This is a genomic window from Alkalithermobacter paradoxus (assembly GCA_002029295.1).
GTDB lineage: Bacteria > Bacillota > Clostridia > Peptostreptococcales > Peptostreptococcaceae > Alkalithermobacter > Alkalithermobacter paradoxus.
The window spans coordinates 19,965-38,198 of sequence record MZGW01000008.1 but is presented as its reverse complement, the minus strand read 5'-3'; the positions used below and the strand labels follow the sequence as shown (position 1 = coordinate 38,198).

Here is an 18,234-nt window from a genome sequence, read left to right as displayed (position 1 = left end):
ACTATCTATACATTTTATTTGTTATATGGTATAATTATCGTTATTTTTTGATAGCCTTTATTATCTACATATAACTTTCCACCTTTTGACTCTATTATTTTTTTGCTTGTTTGAAGTGTTAAGCTATCATTTTTTATTTTTCCAATTCCATCGCTTTCAATTTTGTATATAATGCTTTTCTCACCTTTTTGGGATACAATTCTTAGAGTTTCTCCTTTTTGAAGCTGATTAGATATTTTCTGTATTAAATTAAGTATTATAAATCTCAAATAATCCTTAGGAAAGTCGATCTTAAAGTCAATTTCTTCTACTTCATATTCTATATTCAAGTCATTTAAAAGACCTATAGCTTCTAGTATTGTTTGTGTCTCCTTAACTATATCACTTGGATAAAATTCATTATTGGTGCTATCTAGTGGCTTTGCAAGATTTAGAAACTGATTTAAACTTTCTTCTATTCTTTTTAGATCTATTAAAGATATCTTCGAAAGTTCTGTAGGATTTTTTAGATGCTCTAGTTGTATATAGCCCTTTATACTAGATAGTGGGTTTCTTATTTCATGTGCTATACCTGCTGATATTTGCCCTAGCATGTCCATTCTTTCCATGTTATAAATAAGAAAGTCCTCTTCTCTTTTCATTTCCAATAGATAAGTTCTTAGGATTAAATATAAGAGTAGTCCTACAACGATCATCATATTGAAATTTATTATGAACTGCTTTATTAAAGGAGTGTATACTCTAGATATGTGCTTTACAGATAAAACTCCCCAGTCGGTATTTCTAATAGGAGTGTATGAAATTACTTTATACTGCTCATCTAACTTTGATCTTAAATCTATAGTTCCGCTGTTTTCTCTTTTTATTTCTCTTAACACTCTATCTAAGAAATTACTATTGCTTACCGATTTTCTTGCTTCTTGAAGTTTTGGATGATACAAAATATGAGAGTCTTGATTTAAAAGAACAACATAATCTTTATTGTCTACATTATATTTTTGAAGCATTTGTATTAATGAATTTCTATTTACTGAAAATGTTATAGTTCCCTGAAATCTTCCTTCCTTACTGTAATAAGGCTTTGATATTATGAGTATCTCTTTATCGGATATCATATCTTTTACTAGTTTAAATGTTGTTTTTTTCCCGATTCTGCCACCCTTAAAATATTCTCTATGAGATACATTTAGTCCTATATAATCTGATGGATTAAATTCTTCTTTATTTGTTATAAATCTTGTTATATTTCCGTATGTATCCGTTATAGATATAGCATTTATATCTTTATAATTTGATATCATATCCTTTATTATTAATTCTATTTCATTGTAGTTATAACCTAACATCTGCATAGATGATATTATTTCATCTATACTTGCGAGCAATCTATGCTTTTCGTCTAGGTACTCCTCAACTTGATACCTAACCATACGTGATCTTTCTTCATTAGATTCTATTATTGCATTTCTAGTTCCTATAATACTTTGAAATAACATATAGTAAGATAATATACTAAATAATGCAATCATTACTAATGGTATATAAAACTTTTTATAGTTTTTTATAAAGTATCTCATTAATCTCTTCCTTCACATAATCTTACTTTTAAAATTTACCCCTAAGTTTTAATTATACCATTTTATTCAAAAAATGCAAGAATAGGGTATCCCCTATTCTTGTGGCATAGCTATTAATCTGCTTTTACAATCTATATGGCAAACCCAGTATCCATAGTCATCTTCTTTATCTTTGCATCCAATAAAGTGAGTAAATCCTGTTTCACCACCATCTGGTTGTTCATGTCTTCTTCCTGGAATACCATATACATAGTATCTTCTTTGACCATCTTCATCATAATTTATGCCGAATATATAGTGTCTGTATTTATATGCTAAGAAACCTATATCTGAATATGCTGTATAATTTATATAATACATATATCCTAGGTGTGGCATATCATATCCAACCATGCTCATAGGATTTATATCTATTTTCCACCATCTAATATTGTCTACATCATCTGTAACAGGCTTAACTTCTTTATATCTTTTTAGTATTTTCTTTAGTCTTCTTGGAACTAAATATGTTTTTTCCTCAACTACTCGCTCTTTTTCTTTATATTCCTCAAAAGATATCTTAGGAGCGTCTTCTTTTTTCTCTTTTTCTTTTTCTTCGAGATCTTCCTTTTTTTTTTGAGGGTTCTCCCTCTCCTCACTACTTTCTACTTCTTCACGCTCTACTATTAACTCTTCAATATTTTCTTCTTCAACATTTTCTATCAAATCTTCACTTTCTTCTACTACCTCTTCAATATCTTCATTAATGCTTTCTACTAGCTTTTCATCATCTTTTATTTCTTCTCTATAATCTGTTTCTTCATCACTATCTTCTACTTCTTCATACTTTCTAAACAATAACTCTTCATAGTTTTCTATTTTCTGACCTTTAAATCCAATTAACGGTATCTCTTCATTGTAAGTTATGGCTATACATTTTATATCTAAATCTTGATTATCAAAACTTACTCTTAACTCCCCTCTGCCTACTCTTTCACTCACAAGAACTCTTCCTATATCTCTTGTATTTAGTTCATCGTCTATCATTATAACTCTATAGCCTTCGCTTGTATATTTGATACCCTCAACAAAAACCATTACTGAAGATTTGTTATCTTTAACTTCTAACTGTACATATCCTGATGGCTTTGATCTTCCTCTTGATCTAAAGGATACATCTTTGCAATCTAATGTTATGTAGTCCCTTTTGTAGGATTTTCTCAAACCTATCCCCCCCTTAAGTAAATCTATATTAACATATATGATGGAGGATGCAAAAAAAGTACCTCATTATTTAGAAGTACTTTTTTGACTCATTACATTGGCTAGTTTTACGAATTCTTCTATACTAAGAGTTTCTCCTCTTCTATTTTCCTCTATATTAGCCTCTTTTAAGCTTTCTTTTATATCATCTTTGCTAAATTCTAATCCGTATGTGCTTAGTGCATTTAGGATAGTTTTTCTTCTTTTTGAGAAAGAAGCTTTGACTACCCTGAAAAATAAATCCTTATCATTCACATTGTACTTAGGCTCTTTATGACTTTTTAGCCTTATAACTGTAGATTCTACGTTAGGTTGTGGCATAAACATGCTTCTTGGGACAGTAGTTACTATGTCAACATCTGAATAATACTGAACTGCTACAGATAAAGATCCATAATCTTTAGTAGATGGAACTGCTTTCATTCTGTCAGCAACTTCTTTTTGAACCATAACTACTATATGTGTAACAGGAATATTTTCCTCTAGAAATTTCATAACTATTGGAGTTGTTATGTAGTATGGAAGGTTTGCAACTAACTTAACAGGTCCACCTTCTAGCTTTTCATCTACAAGTTTTTGTATATCACACTTTAGTATATCCTCATTAACAACTTCTACATTTGGGCTGTCTTTTAAAGTTTCATCTAATATAGGAAGTAATGTCTTATCTATTTCTACAGCTACTACCTTCTTTGCAATACTTGCCATTTCCCTTGTTAGTGTTCCTATACCAGGTCCTACTTCTATAACATAATCTCCTGGACTTATTTGTGCACCATCTACTATTTTATCTATTATATTAGAATTTATAAGAAAGTTCTGTCCTAAAGATTTAGAAAACTTAAATCCATATTTTTCAACTATTTCTTTTGTAGCTTTTGGTGTAGAAAGTCTTTCCATCTTTTCACTCCTATTTGTCAATATTTTTTATGCCATCTTCAAATTCTTTTCTGCTTACTCCGTAATTATTAAGCCTATTTAGAAATTGCTTTGCATTTCCATATCCTATACCTAATATTTTACCTAGCTTATCTCGCCTTACTGAAGAAGATTCTCCTCCTATAAGATTATTTTTTATAAGGTCTGTTTGAGTAAATTCAATTCTTCTTTCTATACTTTCACTTCTAACTTTAGAAAGTGCATCTATTATACTTTGAGGCGATGCATTTTCTATTCCTATATCACCATCTTTTGTGGCTTCTTCTCTAGGTAAAAATGCGTGTTTGCAGCCACTTACTTCTCTTGATATTATTTTTCTTATTTTTTCTCCTGCATAATCAGGATCAGTAAATATTATAACTCCTCTTCTTCTTTGAGCTTCTCTTATCTTTTGAATAACATTTTTTTGAAATCCAAAACCACCAGTTGCCAAAACTTCCGCATCTACAGCTCTTTTTACAGCTGTTATATCATCTCTTCCCTCTACAACTATTACCTCTTTTATCATATTATCACACCTTACATACAAAACTTAATGCGACACCCAAAGGGTGCCGCAATAATTATTTTAACACATATATTTTAAGGTTTCTTCTACCAAATTTTCTAGCTCTAGATAAATCGTCCATATATATATCTATCTTATTTCCTTTTATAGCTCCACCAGTGTCTTCTGCTCTATATATACCCATAGACTCTATATATACACTACTTCCAAGTGGTATAACTTTCGGGTCTACAGCTATAACTCCATGTCTTACCCTTGTTCCCATGCTAGTTATTCCATATTGAGGGTGGCAAGGGGTTTTTCCTGTACTTTCATATCCTGCTGTGTATGCACTAGCACTTACTACCATAGATTTTGTGAATGTTCTTCTCTCTCCCCTTGACGTTATTATAAAGTTTTTTGATCCCTTTTTAATAACTTCATTCTGTGGCTCTTTAACTACATTTTCTGATACTAATATTCTCTGTACTTCTTTTCCATCTTCCTCAATTATTTTATATGATAATTCTTTCTTTCCTTCAGATCCTTTTTGAACGTTTACTACTTTACCTATTTCTAGATTGTCATCATAAATAGTATTTACTACAAATGGTATGCTTTTGCTTTCTGTTACTATTGTTTCTGTAACTCTTACTATTTTGATTTCATCATTTGGCTTTAGTTTGTGATCTAAAGAAGGAAATACTTTATCAAGCTCTGAAAGCTCTATATTTTCTTCTTTTAATAAATCTCTTACACTTTCCCCTGTACTAATTATGGTTCTTTCTTTACCATCTACCAACAAAGCTACATTGAAGGCCTTCTTTATTAATATTTCCATGCCGTCTTTCAACTTTGTGTCCATATCAGGGAGGACTTTGTCATTACTACTAATTTGTATATCATTTTCTTCTAAAACTTCTCTTACAGTACTAGCAAATGTACTAACTGCTATTGTTTCATCTTCTAATTTTATACTTAGTTTTTTATTTAAAGCTTGATATATACCTGTTGTACCTAATATTAAACATACAGAAATTATAAGTATATAAATTTTCTTTGTCTTTAGGCTCATACTAGATCCCTCCTTTTCATGGAAAAAGACCCTCCCTTAAGAAGCCTTTATCCATTCTAAACGATTTTTTGATTATTGTCAAATTCCTAGTGCCTTCTGTGCATTAATTTGGTATTTATTCATATTGTGTCCATATACAATGGTAATTATGTGTACTTATTAGAATTTTTTACTATCCTTAAAGATATTAACCATTTTTAGTATTTATACCAAAAAAATAAAGGAGCAAAAGTTCGCTCCTTTATTTTATACCAAAAAATCTCTTTGCATTTTCTGTTGTTGTTTTACATACTTTCTCGTACGAAATACCTTTTTCTATTGCTATTTTTTCTGCCACATATCTTACGTAAGATGGGTCATTTCTCTTTCCTCTATGAGGATGTGGAGATAAATATGGGGAGTCCGTTTCTATAAGTAGATATTCTAGTGGTATTTCTTTTATTACCTGTGTCGTTTTTACATTATTCTTAAAAGTTGCAGGTCCTGCAATAGATATAAAGCAACCCATTTTTACATATTCTTTTGCAAGATCTGCACTTCCTGAATAACAGTGTAAAACGCAACCTATGTCTTCACTTTTAGTATTTTTTATTATATCCATAGTATCTTTGTGTGCATCTCTATCGTGAACTATTATAGGTAATTTAAGTTCATTTGCTAATTCTATTTGTCTTTTGAACCATTTCTTTTGAATATCTCTAGGAGAATTGTCGTAATAATAATCAAGCCCTATCTCTCCTATAGCTACTACTTTTTCATTTTTAGAAAGTTCTCTAAGTAAATTTATAGTATCTTCATTTATATCTTTTGCATCGTGAGGGTGTACCCCCACAGATGCATATATAAAATCGTACTTTTTAGAAAGCTCTATACTCCTTAATGACGAAGGTATATCAGCTCCTGCATTTAGTACATATTCTATTTTTTCGTTGACAAGTCTTTTTATTACTTCATCTCTATCTTCATCGAATCTTTCATCATCTAAATGTGCGTGACTATCAAATAACATTTTTTCACCTCTAACGAACTATAACTCCTGAAGGCATATTCTCAACTGTTGGAAGTACAAGTTTTTCATCATCGTCAGTAGCTGCAGCTAATATCATTCCTTGAGACTCTACTCCCCTTAATTTAACAGGCTTTAAGTTGCAAACAACTATAACACTTTTTCCTATTAATTCTTCTGGTTTATAGTATTTTGCTATTCCAGAAACTATTTGTCTTTTCTCACTTCCAAGCTCAACTTCAAATACTAATAGCTTATCTGCCTTAGGATGTTTTTCTGCTTTTAATATTTTTCCAACTCTAAGCTCTGCTTTATCAAATTCATCTATAGTTATTTCCTCTTTATGCTCTAGCGGCTTTACTTCCTCTTTAGTTTCAAACATTTTTTCCATCTCCTCAAGTTCTTTCTCTATATCTATTCTTGGGAATAAAGCTTCTCCTTTTTTAACAATAGTATCTTTCTTTATTTTTCCAAACACTTGTATACTTTCCCAAGTTAATATTTCTTTATCTTCGCTTATTCCAAGCTGAGTGTATATATTTTTAGAGGTTAATTCCATGAAAGGAGTAAGTGCAACTGCAACTATTCTTATACTTTCACAAAGATTGTAAAGAACAGTATCTAGTTCATCGGCTTTGTTTTCATCTTTAGCTATAGCCCAAGGCATAGTTTCATCTATATATTTGTTACTTCTCCTTATAAGTTTCCATATTTCCTCTAGTGCTTCACTGAAATTTAGTTTGTTCATGTTATCTTCTACTTTTGAATACACACTAAGTGCTACTTCTTTAATTTCTGTGTGTACCCCTTCAAATACTTTTGAAGAAGGTATTTTTCCATCTCTATATTTTTCAACCATAGCCACAGTTCTACTTACTAGGTTTCCTAAGTCATTACATAGATTTGAATTTATTCTATTTAGGAAGTTTCTATTAGTGTAGCTTCCATCTTGGCCAAAAGTAAATTCTCTAAGTAAGAAATATTTTAGTGCATCTATTCCATATCTTTCTATAAGCGGCTCTGGATATACTATATTTCCTTTTGATTTTGACATTTTGTCATCTGCAAATAATATCCACCCATGTCCAAATATTTGCTTTGGAAGTTCTACATCAAGAGCCATAAGTATAGCTGGCCATATTATACTGTGGAATCTAACTATTTCTTTTCCTACTATATGAACATCTGCTGGCCAGAACTTTTTGTAGTCCGCATCGTCTTCACTTAGATATCCAAGTCCAGTTATATAGTTGCAAACCGCATCAAACCAAACGTATATAACGTGTCTTTCATCAAATGGAACTTTAATTCCCCAATCGAAAGTTGTACGTGAAACACAAAGATCTTCAAGCCCTGCTTTTAGAAAGTTATTTAGCATTTCATTTTTTCTGCTTTCCGGATAACAAAACATTGGGTTTTCTTCGAAATGCTTTATTAAAGCGTCTTGATATTTCGATAGCTTAAAAAAGTATGCTTCTTCTTTTGCTATTTTAGCTTCTCTTTTGCAATCAGGACATTTATTTCCTTCTAGAAGCTGAGTTTCAGTCCAAAAGCTTTCGCAAGGAGTACAGTACCATCCTTCATATTCACTTTTGTATATATCTCCTTTTTCATATAAAGTAGTGAATATCTTTTGAACTATTTTTTTGTGTCTATCTTCAGTAGTTCTTATAAAGTCATCGTAAGATATATCCATTGTTTTCCATAGTTTTTTTATATCTTCTATTATATCGTCTAAATATTCTTTAGGAGATAACCCCTTCTCTATTGCTGTTTTTTGTATCTTTTCTCCATGCTCGTCAGTTCCAGTTAGAAATTTCACGTCGTAACCTGTAAATCTTTTGAATCTAGCTATAGCGTCTGCTGCTACTGTTGTGTATGTATGTCCTATGTGTAATTTTCCACTTGGATAATAGATAGGAGTTGTTACATAAAAGCTCTTGTTTCCCATTTTTATTCCTCCTTCAATTTATATTTTGCAATCAAAAAACCTCGCCCCCTGTGTAGGGGCGAGGTTATCTCACGGTACCACCCTAGTTTTTACTCTAGTAGACTATAACGCGTCTTTACGTTTCATCTTACTTAATTTCAGATGAAAAGCTCAAGGGCCATCTTCGATAAAACTTTCAACGCTAGCTTTCACCTAATCTAGCTCTCTGTTAGAAGAAAACTTTATCTACTCTTCCTTTCAATGCCTTTATATTATGAACTTATACATATTTTAAGCAAAATTCTATATAATTATTCCTATTATGTCAAGCATTACTTATTAAAATTTCCATGTCTATTATATATTAAACTACAGATAATAAATGTATAATTTATTCATTAGGCAGGTGATATTGTGAGATTTATTGAAAGAACGTATTCTAGGGCTTTGCAATTATCTTTTGCTGCAATAAATCCACTTAAAAAAAGAGTTATAAATACTCATTGCAAAGTTCACAAATTCATAAATGTTCAGGCCATAAAAATTCTAAAAAATGATAAGAGAATGGAAGAATTTAATTTTTTTGTAAAGTATATAGTTCCTATTAACGATGGAGCTGTTTGGGCAGATCAAGACTTTAAGAGTAATGGTCATTTTTATAGCACCAAAACTAAAAAGGGGCTTTACGGTGGTAATAATGCAATGCATTTAGCACAGGATTATTATAATAGTGCTATTAAGTTTTGGAATATAAATGATGAATATAATTCTATGTTTTATTTAGGAGCGTGTATTCATATAATTCAGGATATGACTATACCACAACATGCTAATATTAAACTTTTGGACAATCACAAACAATACGAAACTTTTGTTAAGAGAACTTATAGATATATAAGTGATTTTAAGTGTGAAGAAAGTGCTTATATTTTGGATACAGTTGATGAATATATCAGATTTAACGCTAGGGTTGCTATGAAGATATACCGTAAATTCAAGCACATAAAAGAAGATAATGAAAGATTTTATAGAATATCTAGATGTGGCATTCCTCTAGCACAGAGAACTTCTGCAGGAGCTATGATTATGTTTTTTAAAGATATAAAGAAAAAACTCCACTAGGGAGTTTTTTTATTTATCCTTTATTTGGACTTTGTTTTGGATAAAACTTTCCTCTTTGTTTTCCATTTCTTCTATATGTTACTTCAACTCCAAACTCATTAACTCCAGATTCTTGTCCTACCTCTACATTGAGCTTCTTTGAAGCTCTCTTAACCTCTGCTACTTTCTTTTGGTTTTCCTTATGCTTTGACATATATATTCTCCTTATTTTTCGTATTGTTTACTTGCGGATATTACTTTTTTTCCTTTTTGTTTTCCGTGTTTTATAACTCCTTCGTCCATATCTATATTGTAAGATCCAAGCTCTTTAGCAAACTCTAAATTTCTTTCATTGCTTCTTAATCTAGCTACTTTTTCTATTCTTGTTTGTTTATTTTTATTTTTCTTTGCCAATTTAATTCACTCCTTTTTATCATTTTCGCTTTTATTTTTTGAAGAAAATGAAATTAAATTCTATGTAAATTTTACATAATAATAGGCAAAGGTTTTCCCTTTGCCTACTTTCCCATTCTCTCTGTCACGCCTTGTTTGTAGAAGTTTCCATTTTGTTTGTTGTTTTCTCTGTAGGAAAAAATATCTTTTTCATTTATACCAAAGTCTTCTCCCATTTCTGCCTTCAAATCTATATTTTTAGCTTCCTTTGGGATTTTTTTATCCTTTGTATCCATATCCATCCCTCTTTCTTTTTATTATCATATTTATTATTTCAGTATTTTTAATATCAATTCTATAGAAGATATGGATAAAGTGTATTTTATTGGATATCTATTTTATAAGTTCTAAGCTTTTATATACCTTTCCTTCTAATATTTCTTCTTCATCAAATCTTTTCATAAGGGAATCTATTTCAAAAGCTAGTGAAGTCATAGCCATTTCTCTTTCATCAGTTTGGATTATTCCCATATTTAATAAATAATTCATAGCCTCAACAGCGTAAGCTTTAACTATATTATTTTTCATATATATCCCCCCATCAGATAATTTTCTGAATTTTGATTTTTTTATATTTATATGCACCAAAAATTACTTTTGTACGTATTGATATAAAACAGACACTTCACAAAGTCTAGTATTTTCAAGTTTTACAGAATCAACACATTCAGTATGCTATATAGTTTTTGATTTAACATATTTATTTTTGAATAATTTTTTTTTATTTTTTCATTTTTGAGGAAAATAGTATATGTTTTTTAACATAGTTATCTAAGTATAAAAGGAGCTGATTTCTCAGCTCCTTTTATATTATTCTACCTTATCCATAAAAGCATCTTTCTCGTATTTATATCCACCAAAATCTATAAATTCAGCAACTTTAACCTTAGGAGAAAGCTTTACATCTTTTAGTGCGTAGTTTTTAAACTCAATATATCCTGTTCTATCAACTATATATCCTACGTGTTCTTTTGGAAGAGATCTATCTATATATTTATCTACATATTCATAAGTATTTTTTATAATTTTTATTATAGAATCTTCATCTACCCACTCTAAGAATGGCATTGCAAGTCTAGGATTTTTCTTTCCTGTTCTTCCCATTATAACCATCTTGTAGAATTTCTCTGGATTTCTTGTCCATGCTTGAGTTGGGCAATTTAAAACACATTCTCCACAGCCTATGCATCTTCTTTCGTCTCTTTTTACTTTTCCACTGTGCATAGTTAGTGCTCCTGTTGCTCTTTTTTTACAGTTTTTAACGCAAGCTTCACAGCCTATGCATGAGTTTTGATCGTACTGAACATCTGCCATTCCTAATATACCAAAGTCTTGCATATGTGCTTTTATACAGTCATTTGGACATCCTGTAAATGCAATTTTGAAATGGTAGTCATTAGGGAATATCTCTTTTTCTAATTTTTTTGCAAATTCCGTCGTGTTATAATTTGCAAATGGACATTCTCTATTTCCTATACAAGCTGAGATATTTCTTGTTCCTGAAGCAGGATATCCACTTTCAGGGTCAACTGCATTTATTTCTAATCCTTCTATTAAAGATTTTACTTCTTTGTTTACTTCATCTATTTTTTCAAATGGAATTCCAGTTATCTCAAATCCTTGTCTTGTTGTTATGTGTATATGACCGTCTCCATACTTTTTAGCTATATTGTTAATTATTTCTAAGTGAGAAACATCTAACGATCCACCTGGAACTCTAACACGAAGTGATGTAAGTCCTCTTTTTTTAGTTATTCTATATGCATTTTTCTTTATGGCTTTTGTATTAAGATCTAATTGCATTTTTATCCTCCCTTCTAGTCTATTAATTGCTCTGCTTTAGTATAGTTAAACACAGGTCCTTCTAGACATACGTAAGTTTCGTCTATTTTGCAGTGACCGCATTTTCCTATAGCACAAGACATTTTACGCTCAAATGATACCCATATTTTTTCTTTAGGCACTCCAAGCTTTAGGAATTCTAATGCAGTAAATTTCATCATTATAGGCGGTCCTACTATTACAACCTCTACATTATCCATATCTTCTATTTTTATATTTGGAACATACTTTGTTATAAGTCCTACATTTCCTTCATACCCTTCATCAGCATTATCTACTGTTAATGTAAGATTTATTTTTTCTTCCCAAGCTTTTATTTCATCTTTAAATAGAATATCTTTAGGAGATTTAAATCCTATTAAAAGATCAAATCTTTTCACTTCATGCTCATTTCTATAAAAGTGATTTACTATACTTTTTACAGGAGCAAGACCAGTTCCTCCTGCTGCTATTATTAGATGCTTTCCTTTGTACTTTTCTATTGGAAATCCTTTACCATAAGGTCCTCTTAAGTATAGGTAATCTCCTTTTTTAAGATTATATATTTCATTAGTTAAACTTCCTACTTTTCTTATAGTCATTTCTATATGATCATCAGAAAAGTCGCTTATAGATATAGGAGCTTCGCCTACTCTTGGAATCGATACTTGTACAAACTGACCATTTTGAGGTTTCATATTGCACTTAACTTTATATGTTATATCTATATCTGTTTGAGCTGTAACTTCTAATATCTCCATTTTTTCAGGAATAAGGGGATTATTTGACATTGTTATTTTCCTCCTTCTCTAGCACTTCATTAACTATGTTTATACATTTTGAGAATGATATATATTCTGGACATCTATCGTCGCATCTTCCGCATCCTACACACATATGCTCGTTAAATCTTTTGTTGTAGTCGTAGATTTTGTGCATAGTCTTAAATCTCATCCTAGATCCGTAGTCAGTTCTAAAATCATGACCTCCTGCCATAGTAGTAAACTTATCTATATGACATCCTGCCCATACTCTTCTTCTTTCTCCACTTTGAGGATTTTCATCATATGCAATATCTTGTGTAGTAAAACACGAACAAGTTATACAAGACATATTACATCTTCCACATCCTATACATCTTTTCGCATAATCTTTCCACAGTTCATTATTGAATAAATCTATAGTTATTTTTTCTTGATCTGGTATATTTACAGTAAACTTGTTTTCTTTTACATATTCTGGTTTAAAGTCTATTTCATCATAAGCTTTAAGTATATCTAAAAACTCCTCATCTTTAACATCTAAATATACTTCATTTTCTTTGAATGAAACTGCTATGCTGTAATTATCTGTATGATTTGAGTTCATAGATACACAGAAACAATTATCAAAACTTTCTTTACATTCCATCATTACGAATTTAACTTTTTCTCTAAGCCTTTTGTAGTAAATATCTTCAAATGGTCCATTTTGCAGGAATATAGTATCAAGTCTTCTCATTCCATTTATATCGCACGGTCTTAGGAATATTAATATTTTCTTGTCATGTACTAGTGATTCTCTGTATTCTTCTTCTGTAAAATAAAATAATGTTTGAGTTATCGGGTAAACGACTTCCTTAGGTGAAAATTGAGACTTTTCATTCCAAACTATTTCTTCAACTGAAGAAATTTCTCCATATTTTATAAGATCTGTATCTGAAAAACGCCCTCTTTTTTCAAATCTTTTAGGAGCATATATTTTGTATTCTTGTTTTAGATTTTTTAAGATTTCATTAAATCTATTGTTTTCAACTTTGAACCCCATATCGTTCCTCCTTTAGTGTTTTTGCCTAAAGCTAGTAAAAATAATTTATTATTAGTTTAACAATTATCCATAAATCCTTCTGTGAAATTTGTCACACTATGTAGAAAAAGCAGTGGAGATATCTCCACTGCTTTACTCATTGTATTTCTCAAGTTTTTTCATATCTAAAATTCTTATTTTCTGATTACTTTGAGATATTATCCCTTCATTTTCTATTTTTGTAAGAAATCTACTTACAGACTCCCTAGTACACCCTACCATAGATGCTATTTGGGATTTACTTAGATCTAAATCTATATGTACATTCCCTTCTATCTCATACCCATGGTCTCTTCCTAATTTCCAAATTTTAGATGCTATTCTATTATTTATTTTCTTTAATCCTAAATTAAGTATCTGTCTGTATGCTCTTCTCAATTTGCTTGACATAGAGTTTATAATCAATAAATTAAAATTAAAGTCATTTTCCATTAAAAATAGTACATCTTCCTTACATAAAACTATAAGAGTTGCTTCTTTCATTACTTTAAGTGATGTAGATGTGCTTTTGTTATCTATACATTCCTCATTTATAAATTTTTCTTTTTCCATTATATATATGATTTTTTCTTCACCAAATTTTGATGATTTTGATATTATCACCTTACCGTCTAAAACTAAGTAAATTTTGTTAATATTTTCCCCATCTAAGTATATTATACTGTCATTTTTAAGATTTTTTACTACTCCCTTTTGTGCAATGTACTGAAGTGTTTCCTTTTTAACAGTTCTAAATATCTCCATATGTTTTAATATTCTGTATATTTTATCCATAGTTATCAATCCTCTAGTTATTAATTCAATATTACTATTATTATAATATTTATCTAAAGACAATACTACATATAAATATAGATGCAAGTACTCCTGCCATATGACTTACAAGTGCACAAAATAAAGTATATCTTATATTTTTTATTTTTAGACTTCCATAGTATATTGCCATTGTATAAAATATAGTTTCTGAAGATCCTATTATTGTTGCTGCCATTTTTTCTTTTAGTGTGTCTATTCCTACTCTTTGTATTATTTCTTGATACAAAGCTAATGATCCACTTCCCGATAGTGGCTTTATTATTACAAGCGATAAAAGTTCTCTAGGTATGTGAAATATACTAAGTACAGGATGAAGAATTTTTTCTAAAATTTCCATTCCATACCCTACTTTAAATATTCCAAGTGCTAAAAATATTCCTATTAAATATGGAGCTATTTTGTAAGCTGTTTTTATTCCTTCATATGCTCCTTTTACAAAGCTATCATAAACATCTATACCTTTATATTTTCCATATATTATTATTATAAATATAATAACTGGAATTAATGTATTAGAAAATGTATTCAAGTTAACTGCTCCTTTCCATTAATTTGCATGATACTATTCCTACAATTGTTGATATAGCAGTTGCAAATAACGTGGTGAATATTATCTCACTCGGATTTACAGCTCCCTCATCTAGTCTTATCTTTAAAACTGTTATTGGAACTAATTGTATAGACGACATATTTATAACTAAAAACATTATCATTTCATTAGATGCAATACTTTTGTTTGGATTTAATTCCTGCATTTTTTCCATTGCTTTAAGCCCAAATGCTGTTGCACCATTTGATGCTCCTAATATATTTAGTGACATATTCATAAGAATAAAAGACACTGCTTCTTTGGATTTTATTATCTTTGGAAACAAAAACTTTATAACTGGTTCAAGCCATTTCCCTATTAAGTCTACAAGTCCTGATTCTTTAGCTATATTCATAACCCCCATCCACAGAGCCATTATTCCTATAAGACTTATAGTAAAGTCTATACCTCTAGCACTTTCACTTATTATTATTTTATTTAAATCTTCTAACTTTCCAAATATTATACTATTCGCTATTCCTATGCATATCATATAAACCCATATTTTCCCCATAAAAAAACCTCCTCAGATAATTGTATGAGGAGGAAATATTTTTTATTTTATTTTTTTCATTACATCTATTATATCTTTAAATGTTGTGTAGCTATAAAACTCAATTCCTTTATTTGTAAGATAATGGGCAAGCTCTCCTTTTGCAAATATATGATCTCCAAGCTTTGATGCACATCTATCAGAATATCCGTCTCCTATATAGATTACTTTTTTGTTGTCTATATTTATGTCCTTTATTATATTGCTTTTACAATTTCCACACTTTGCACATTCTTCATTTTTGTTAGGAAACATAGCTCTTATTTTATCTTCTTCAAAGGTAATTATATTCGAAAATGACATTAATCCATCTATTCCATTCTCTTCTAATATAGTATCTATATTAAAGTCAAATCCATCACTAAGTATATAAAATTCCAAAGCATTTTCTCTTATATACTTTATAAAATCTTTAAAGTGAGGATCTATTTTTATAGATTTTATGTAATCTTTTAGCTCATTCTCATTTACATCCATCATGTCAAGTATCTTCTGGCTTATATGTGCTGCGTCATACTTTCCTTCTATCCACATATTTTCTAACTTTCTATAATCTCCCTTAGCAAATTTTTTTGCCATTGAGGTGCATGTATCTTCTACCGTTATCGTTCCATCAAAGTCACAAATCACTATATACTCCACATTATCCCCCCTATTCATTACAGAAAAAATAACAATCCTTATTTTTTGTGTAGTTTGTGGTATTATATATATTATCATATATGTATACTAATTTTCTAATAATTTTAAAAAATATTTATATAAAAAAGGATGGTACATATGAAGAATTTGACACTACTTACAGACTTGTATCAATTCACTATGATTAATGGATATTTCAAACAAAATATTCATAACGATATAGTTGTATTTGATATGTTCTTTAGAAAAAATCCTTCAAAAGGTGGATATACAATAGTTTGTGGTATAGAGCAACTAGTAGATTATATAAATAATTTAAAATTTGAAGATGAGGATATTTCTTATCTAAGATCCTTAAATTTATTTGAAGATGACTTTCTTGATTTTCTGAAAGAATTTAAATTCACTGGAGATATATATTCTGTTGAGGAAGGTTCTGTTATGTTTCCAAATGAGCCTATAATAAGAGTTAAGGCTCCTTTATACCAAGCTCAGCTTATAGAAACTACTTTGCTTAATATAGTAAACTTTCAATCTTTAATAGCAACAAAAGCATCTCGTGTTTGTTTTGCAGCTGGATCTGATCCTGTTTTAGAATTTGGACTAAGAAGGGCACAAGGACCTGATGCTGGACTTTATGGATCTAGGGCTGCTGTTATAGGTGGCTGTGTCGGTACTGCTAATGTCCTTGCTGGTAAGATGTTTAATATTCCAGTTGTTGGAACTCATGCTCATAGCTGGGTTCAGAAATTCGATTCAGAACTTGAGTCTTTCAGAGTATATGCTAATATGTATCCTAACAAGTCACTGCTTTTAGTTGATACTTATGATGTTCTAAATAGCGGTATGCCTAATGCTATAACTGTATTTAATGAGCTTAGAGATAAAGGATTTAAGCCTTCAGGCGTTAGACTTGATTCTGGAGATATGGAATATCTTTCTAAGGAAATAAGAGCTATGTTAGATGAAGCTGGATTTTATGATGCTTCTATTGTAGCTTCAAATGACCTTGATGAATATAAAATACTTGAGCTTAAATCTTCTGGAGCTAAGATTAGTAGCTGGGGTGTTGGAACTAAGCTTATAACTTCTAGTGATTCTCCTGCACTTGGAGGAGTTTATAAATTATGTGCTGTTGAGGAAAATGATAAATTAGTTCCTAAAATAAAAATATCTGAAGATCCTGAGAAAATAACAAATCCTGGATTTAAGAATGTTGTAAGAATATACAATAAGCACAATAAAGCAGAAGCTGACCTTATTATACTTGATGATGAGATTATAGATGAATCAAAAGAACTTACTATATTTCACCCTGTATATACTTGGAAGAAAAAGACATACAAAAACTTTACTGCAAAGAGACTTCTTAAACCTTTATTTTTAAGTGGAAAATGTGTTCATGAAAAGAAAGATGTTATGGCTATAAGAGAATATACCCAAAATGAGCTAAATACACTTTGGCCGCAATATAGAAGAATAACTTCTCCAGAGGAGTATAAGGTAGATCTTTCCGAAAAGCTTTGGGATCTTAAAAATAATATGATAAGTGAAAGAAGAAAAAAATAGTTGAAGGATTGGTTAGTACTTCAAAAATGAATACATAGAAAAGGGGTATACTTGTATTAGAAAAATATTATCAATTTTTCTAATTTGTATAATTGTTTTAAGATATAGATCTGTAGATGTAACTACAAAATATTCTACTAGAAACTTTTATCATTATTTATACGTATGGGATTATACTAATGCACGGAAAAAGTCCAGCATATATAGCTAAAGCTCCAAATTACAAAAATAAAACTGTTTTGTCAAATAAGGCCTATTATAATTGGTACTATAGATATGGAAAATATATTTCATATGATATGAAAGAAAGCATACTAGTGTTTAACAAGACAACTCCTGAACACATTGTAGATGATGAACATTGTAATATAATTTATGAAATCTATTTTAAAAATATCAGTGATAAAAAAATAAAATTACATTATAGACTATATATTCCAGAGGAATTGACTAAAAATATAATAAGAAGTGGTGATTAATTAAACTGAATCTTAGCAATAATCTTTTTTGCTAAGATTCAGTTTTTCATATTGCCGTGTAGTTGCATGTTTATTTTAATTTTTCTAAAATCTTATCTCACTTTTTATCT

21 protein-coding genes and 1 other annotated feature are annotated in these 18,234 nt (G+C 30.0%); of the genes, 3 read left to right on the top strand and 18 right to left on the bottom strand.

Features of this window, described 5'->3' with window-relative positions; all coding sequences use genetic code 11:
• Positions 1 to 14: 14 nt before the first annotated feature.
• From CLOTH_RS08615 to metG, 7 genes are all read right to left on the bottom strand, one after another.
• Positions 15 to 1,577, bottom strand: a complete 1,563-nt coding sequence (locus tag CLOTH_RS08615) for a PAS domain-containing sensor histidine kinase (protein WP_079413140.1) — start codon at positions 1,575 to 1,577, stop codon at positions 15 to 17.
• Between the two features lie 93 nt (positions 1,578 to 1,670).
• The gene (locus CLOTH_RS08610; protein WP_079413138.1) at positions 1,671 to 2,780 is read right to left on the bottom strand and encodes an AAA family ATPase; all 1,110 of its coding nucleotides are present in this window, start codon (positions 2,778 to 2,780) and stop codon (positions 1,671 to 1,673) included.
• A gap of 66 nt (positions 2,781 to 2,846) precedes the next feature.
• Positions 2,847 to 3,719: a 16S rRNA (adenine(1518)-N(6)/adenine(1519)-N(6))-dimethyltransferase RsmA gene (gene rsmA / locus CLOTH_RS08605; RefSeq protein ID WP_079413136.1), complete on the bottom strand. Its 873-nt coding sequence runs from the start codon at positions 3,717 to 3,719 to the stop codon at positions 2,847 to 2,849.
• A 10-nt stretch (positions 3,720 to 3,729) separates the two neighbouring features.
• On the bottom strand, positions 3,730 to 4,266 hold the full coding sequence (gene rnmV, locus CLOTH_RS08600) for a ribonuclease M5 (protein ID WP_079413134.1): 537 nt from the start codon (positions 4,264 to 4,266) through the stop codon (positions 3,730 to 3,732).
• Positions 4,267 to 4,321: 55 nt separating this feature from the next.
• Positions 4,322 to 5,320 carry a 3D domain-containing protein gene (locus tag CLOTH_RS08595; protein WP_079413132.1) on the bottom strand — a complete coding sequence of 333 codons (999 nt, stop codon included), beginning with the start codon at positions 5,318 to 5,320 and terminating at the stop codon, positions 4,322 to 4,324.
• 241 nt (positions 5,321 to 5,561) lie between these two features.
• Complete coding sequence (locus tag CLOTH_RS08590; RefSeq protein WP_079413130.1) at positions 5,562 to 6,329, bottom strand: TatD family hydrolase; 768 nt, start codon at positions 6,327 to 6,329, stop codon at positions 5,562 to 5,564.
• 10 nt (positions 6,330 to 6,339) lie between these two features.
• Positions 6,340 to 8,277, bottom strand: coding sequence for a methionine--tRNA ligase (metG, locus tag CLOTH_RS08585; protein ID WP_079413128.1), 1,938 nt, complete (start codon positions 8,275 to 8,277; stop codon positions 6,340 to 6,342).
• A 51-nt stretch (positions 8,278 to 8,328) separates the two neighbouring features.
• Positions 8,329 to 8,527: a binding site (T-box leader), on the bottom strand.
• Between the two features lie 143 nt (positions 8,528 to 8,670).
• Between metG and CLOTH_RS08580 the strand changes: the two genes are divergently transcribed.
• On the top strand, positions 8,671 to 9,378 hold the full coding sequence (locus tag CLOTH_RS08580; protein ID WP_331722068.1) for a zinc dependent phospholipase C family protein: 708 nt from the start codon (positions 8,671 to 8,673) through the stop codon (positions 9,376 to 9,378).
• A 13-nt stretch (positions 9,379 to 9,391) separates the two neighbouring features.
• Here the strand turns inward: CLOTH_RS08580 and CLOTH_RS08575 are convergent, their stop codons facing one another.
• The 11 genes from CLOTH_RS08575 to CLOTH_RS08530 form a co-directional block, all read right to left on the bottom strand.
• Positions 9,392 to 9,571 (bottom strand): hypothetical protein, encoded by a 180-nt coding sequence (locus CLOTH_RS08575; RefSeq protein WP_079413124.1) that lies wholly within the window; start codon positions 9,569 to 9,571, stop codon positions 9,392 to 9,394.
• A gap of 11 nt (positions 9,572 to 9,582) precedes the next feature.
• A complete protein-coding gene (locus CLOTH_RS08570) occupies positions 9,583 to 9,771 on the bottom strand; it encodes a hypothetical protein (RefSeq protein WP_079413122.1) in 189 nt (62 codons plus the stop codon).
• Between the two features lie 104 nt (positions 9,772 to 9,875).
• Positions 9,876 to 10,046: a hypothetical protein gene (locus tag CLOTH_RS10625; protein WP_158080497.1), complete on the bottom strand. Its 171-nt coding sequence runs from the start codon at positions 10,044 to 10,046 to the stop codon at positions 9,876 to 9,878.
• A gap of 97 nt (positions 10,047 to 10,143) precedes the next feature.
• On the bottom strand, positions 10,144 to 10,338 hold the full coding sequence (locus CLOTH_RS08565; RefSeq protein WP_079413120.1) for a hypothetical protein: 195 nt from the start codon (positions 10,336 to 10,338) through the stop codon (positions 10,144 to 10,146).
• Positions 10,339 to 10,620: 282 nt separating this feature from the next.
• Positions 10,621 to 11,613 (bottom strand): sulfite reductase subunit C, encoded by a 993-nt coding sequence (gene asrC, locus CLOTH_RS08560; protein WP_079413118.1) that lies wholly within the window; start codon positions 11,611 to 11,613, stop codon positions 10,621 to 10,623.
• 14 nt (positions 11,614 to 11,627) lie between these two features.
• Positions 11,628 to 12,422: an anaerobic sulfite reductase subunit AsrB gene (asrB, locus tag CLOTH_RS08555; RefSeq protein WP_079413116.1), complete on the bottom strand. Its 795-nt coding sequence runs from the start codon at positions 12,420 to 12,422 to the stop codon at positions 11,628 to 11,630.
• Entirely contained in the window at positions 12,412 to 13,437 is a 1,026-nt protein-coding gene (gene asrA, locus CLOTH_RS08550) for an anaerobic sulfite reductase subunit AsrA (RefSeq protein WP_079413114.1), read from the bottom strand. The genes asrB and asrA overlap by 11 nt, the downstream gene beginning before the upstream one ends.
• Positions 13,438 to 13,569: 132 nt before the next feature.
• Positions 13,570 to 14,250, bottom strand: a complete 681-nt coding sequence (locus CLOTH_RS08545) for a Crp/Fnr family transcriptional regulator (protein WP_143715454.1) — start codon at positions 14,248 to 14,250, stop codon at positions 13,570 to 13,572.
• A 49-nt stretch (positions 14,251 to 14,299) separates the two neighbouring features.
• Positions 14,300 to 14,821 (bottom strand): spore maturation protein, encoded by a 522-nt coding sequence (locus CLOTH_RS08540; protein ID WP_079413110.1) that lies wholly within the window; start codon positions 14,819 to 14,821, stop codon positions 14,300 to 14,302.
• Position 14,822: 1 nt separating this feature from the next.
• On the bottom strand, positions 14,823 to 15,395 hold the full coding sequence (locus CLOTH_RS08535; protein WP_169835139.1) for a nucleoside recognition domain-containing protein: 573 nt from the start codon (positions 15,393 to 15,395) through the stop codon (positions 14,823 to 14,825).
• Positions 15,396 to 15,437: 42 nt separating this feature from the next.
• Entirely contained in the window at positions 15,438 to 16,076 is a 639-nt protein-coding gene (locus CLOTH_RS08530; RefSeq protein ID WP_158080496.1) for an MtnX-like HAD-IB family phosphatase, read from the bottom strand.
• A 138-nt stretch (positions 16,077 to 16,214) separates the two neighbouring features.
• On the opposite strand from CLOTH_RS08530, the gene CLOTH_RS08525 reads away from it, so the two are divergent.
• Positions 16,215 to 17,645: a nicotinate phosphoribosyltransferase gene (locus CLOTH_RS08525; RefSeq protein ID WP_079413106.1), complete on the top strand. Its 1,431-nt coding sequence runs from the start codon at positions 16,215 to 16,217 to the stop codon at positions 17,643 to 17,645.
• Between the two features lie 179 nt (positions 17,646 to 17,824).
• On the top strand, positions 17,825 to 18,124 hold the full coding sequence (locus CLOTH_RS08520) for a hypothetical protein (protein ID WP_079413104.1): 300 nt from the start codon (positions 17,825 to 17,827) through the stop codon (positions 18,122 to 18,124).
• Positions 18,125 to 18,234 lie beyond the last annotated feature (110 nt).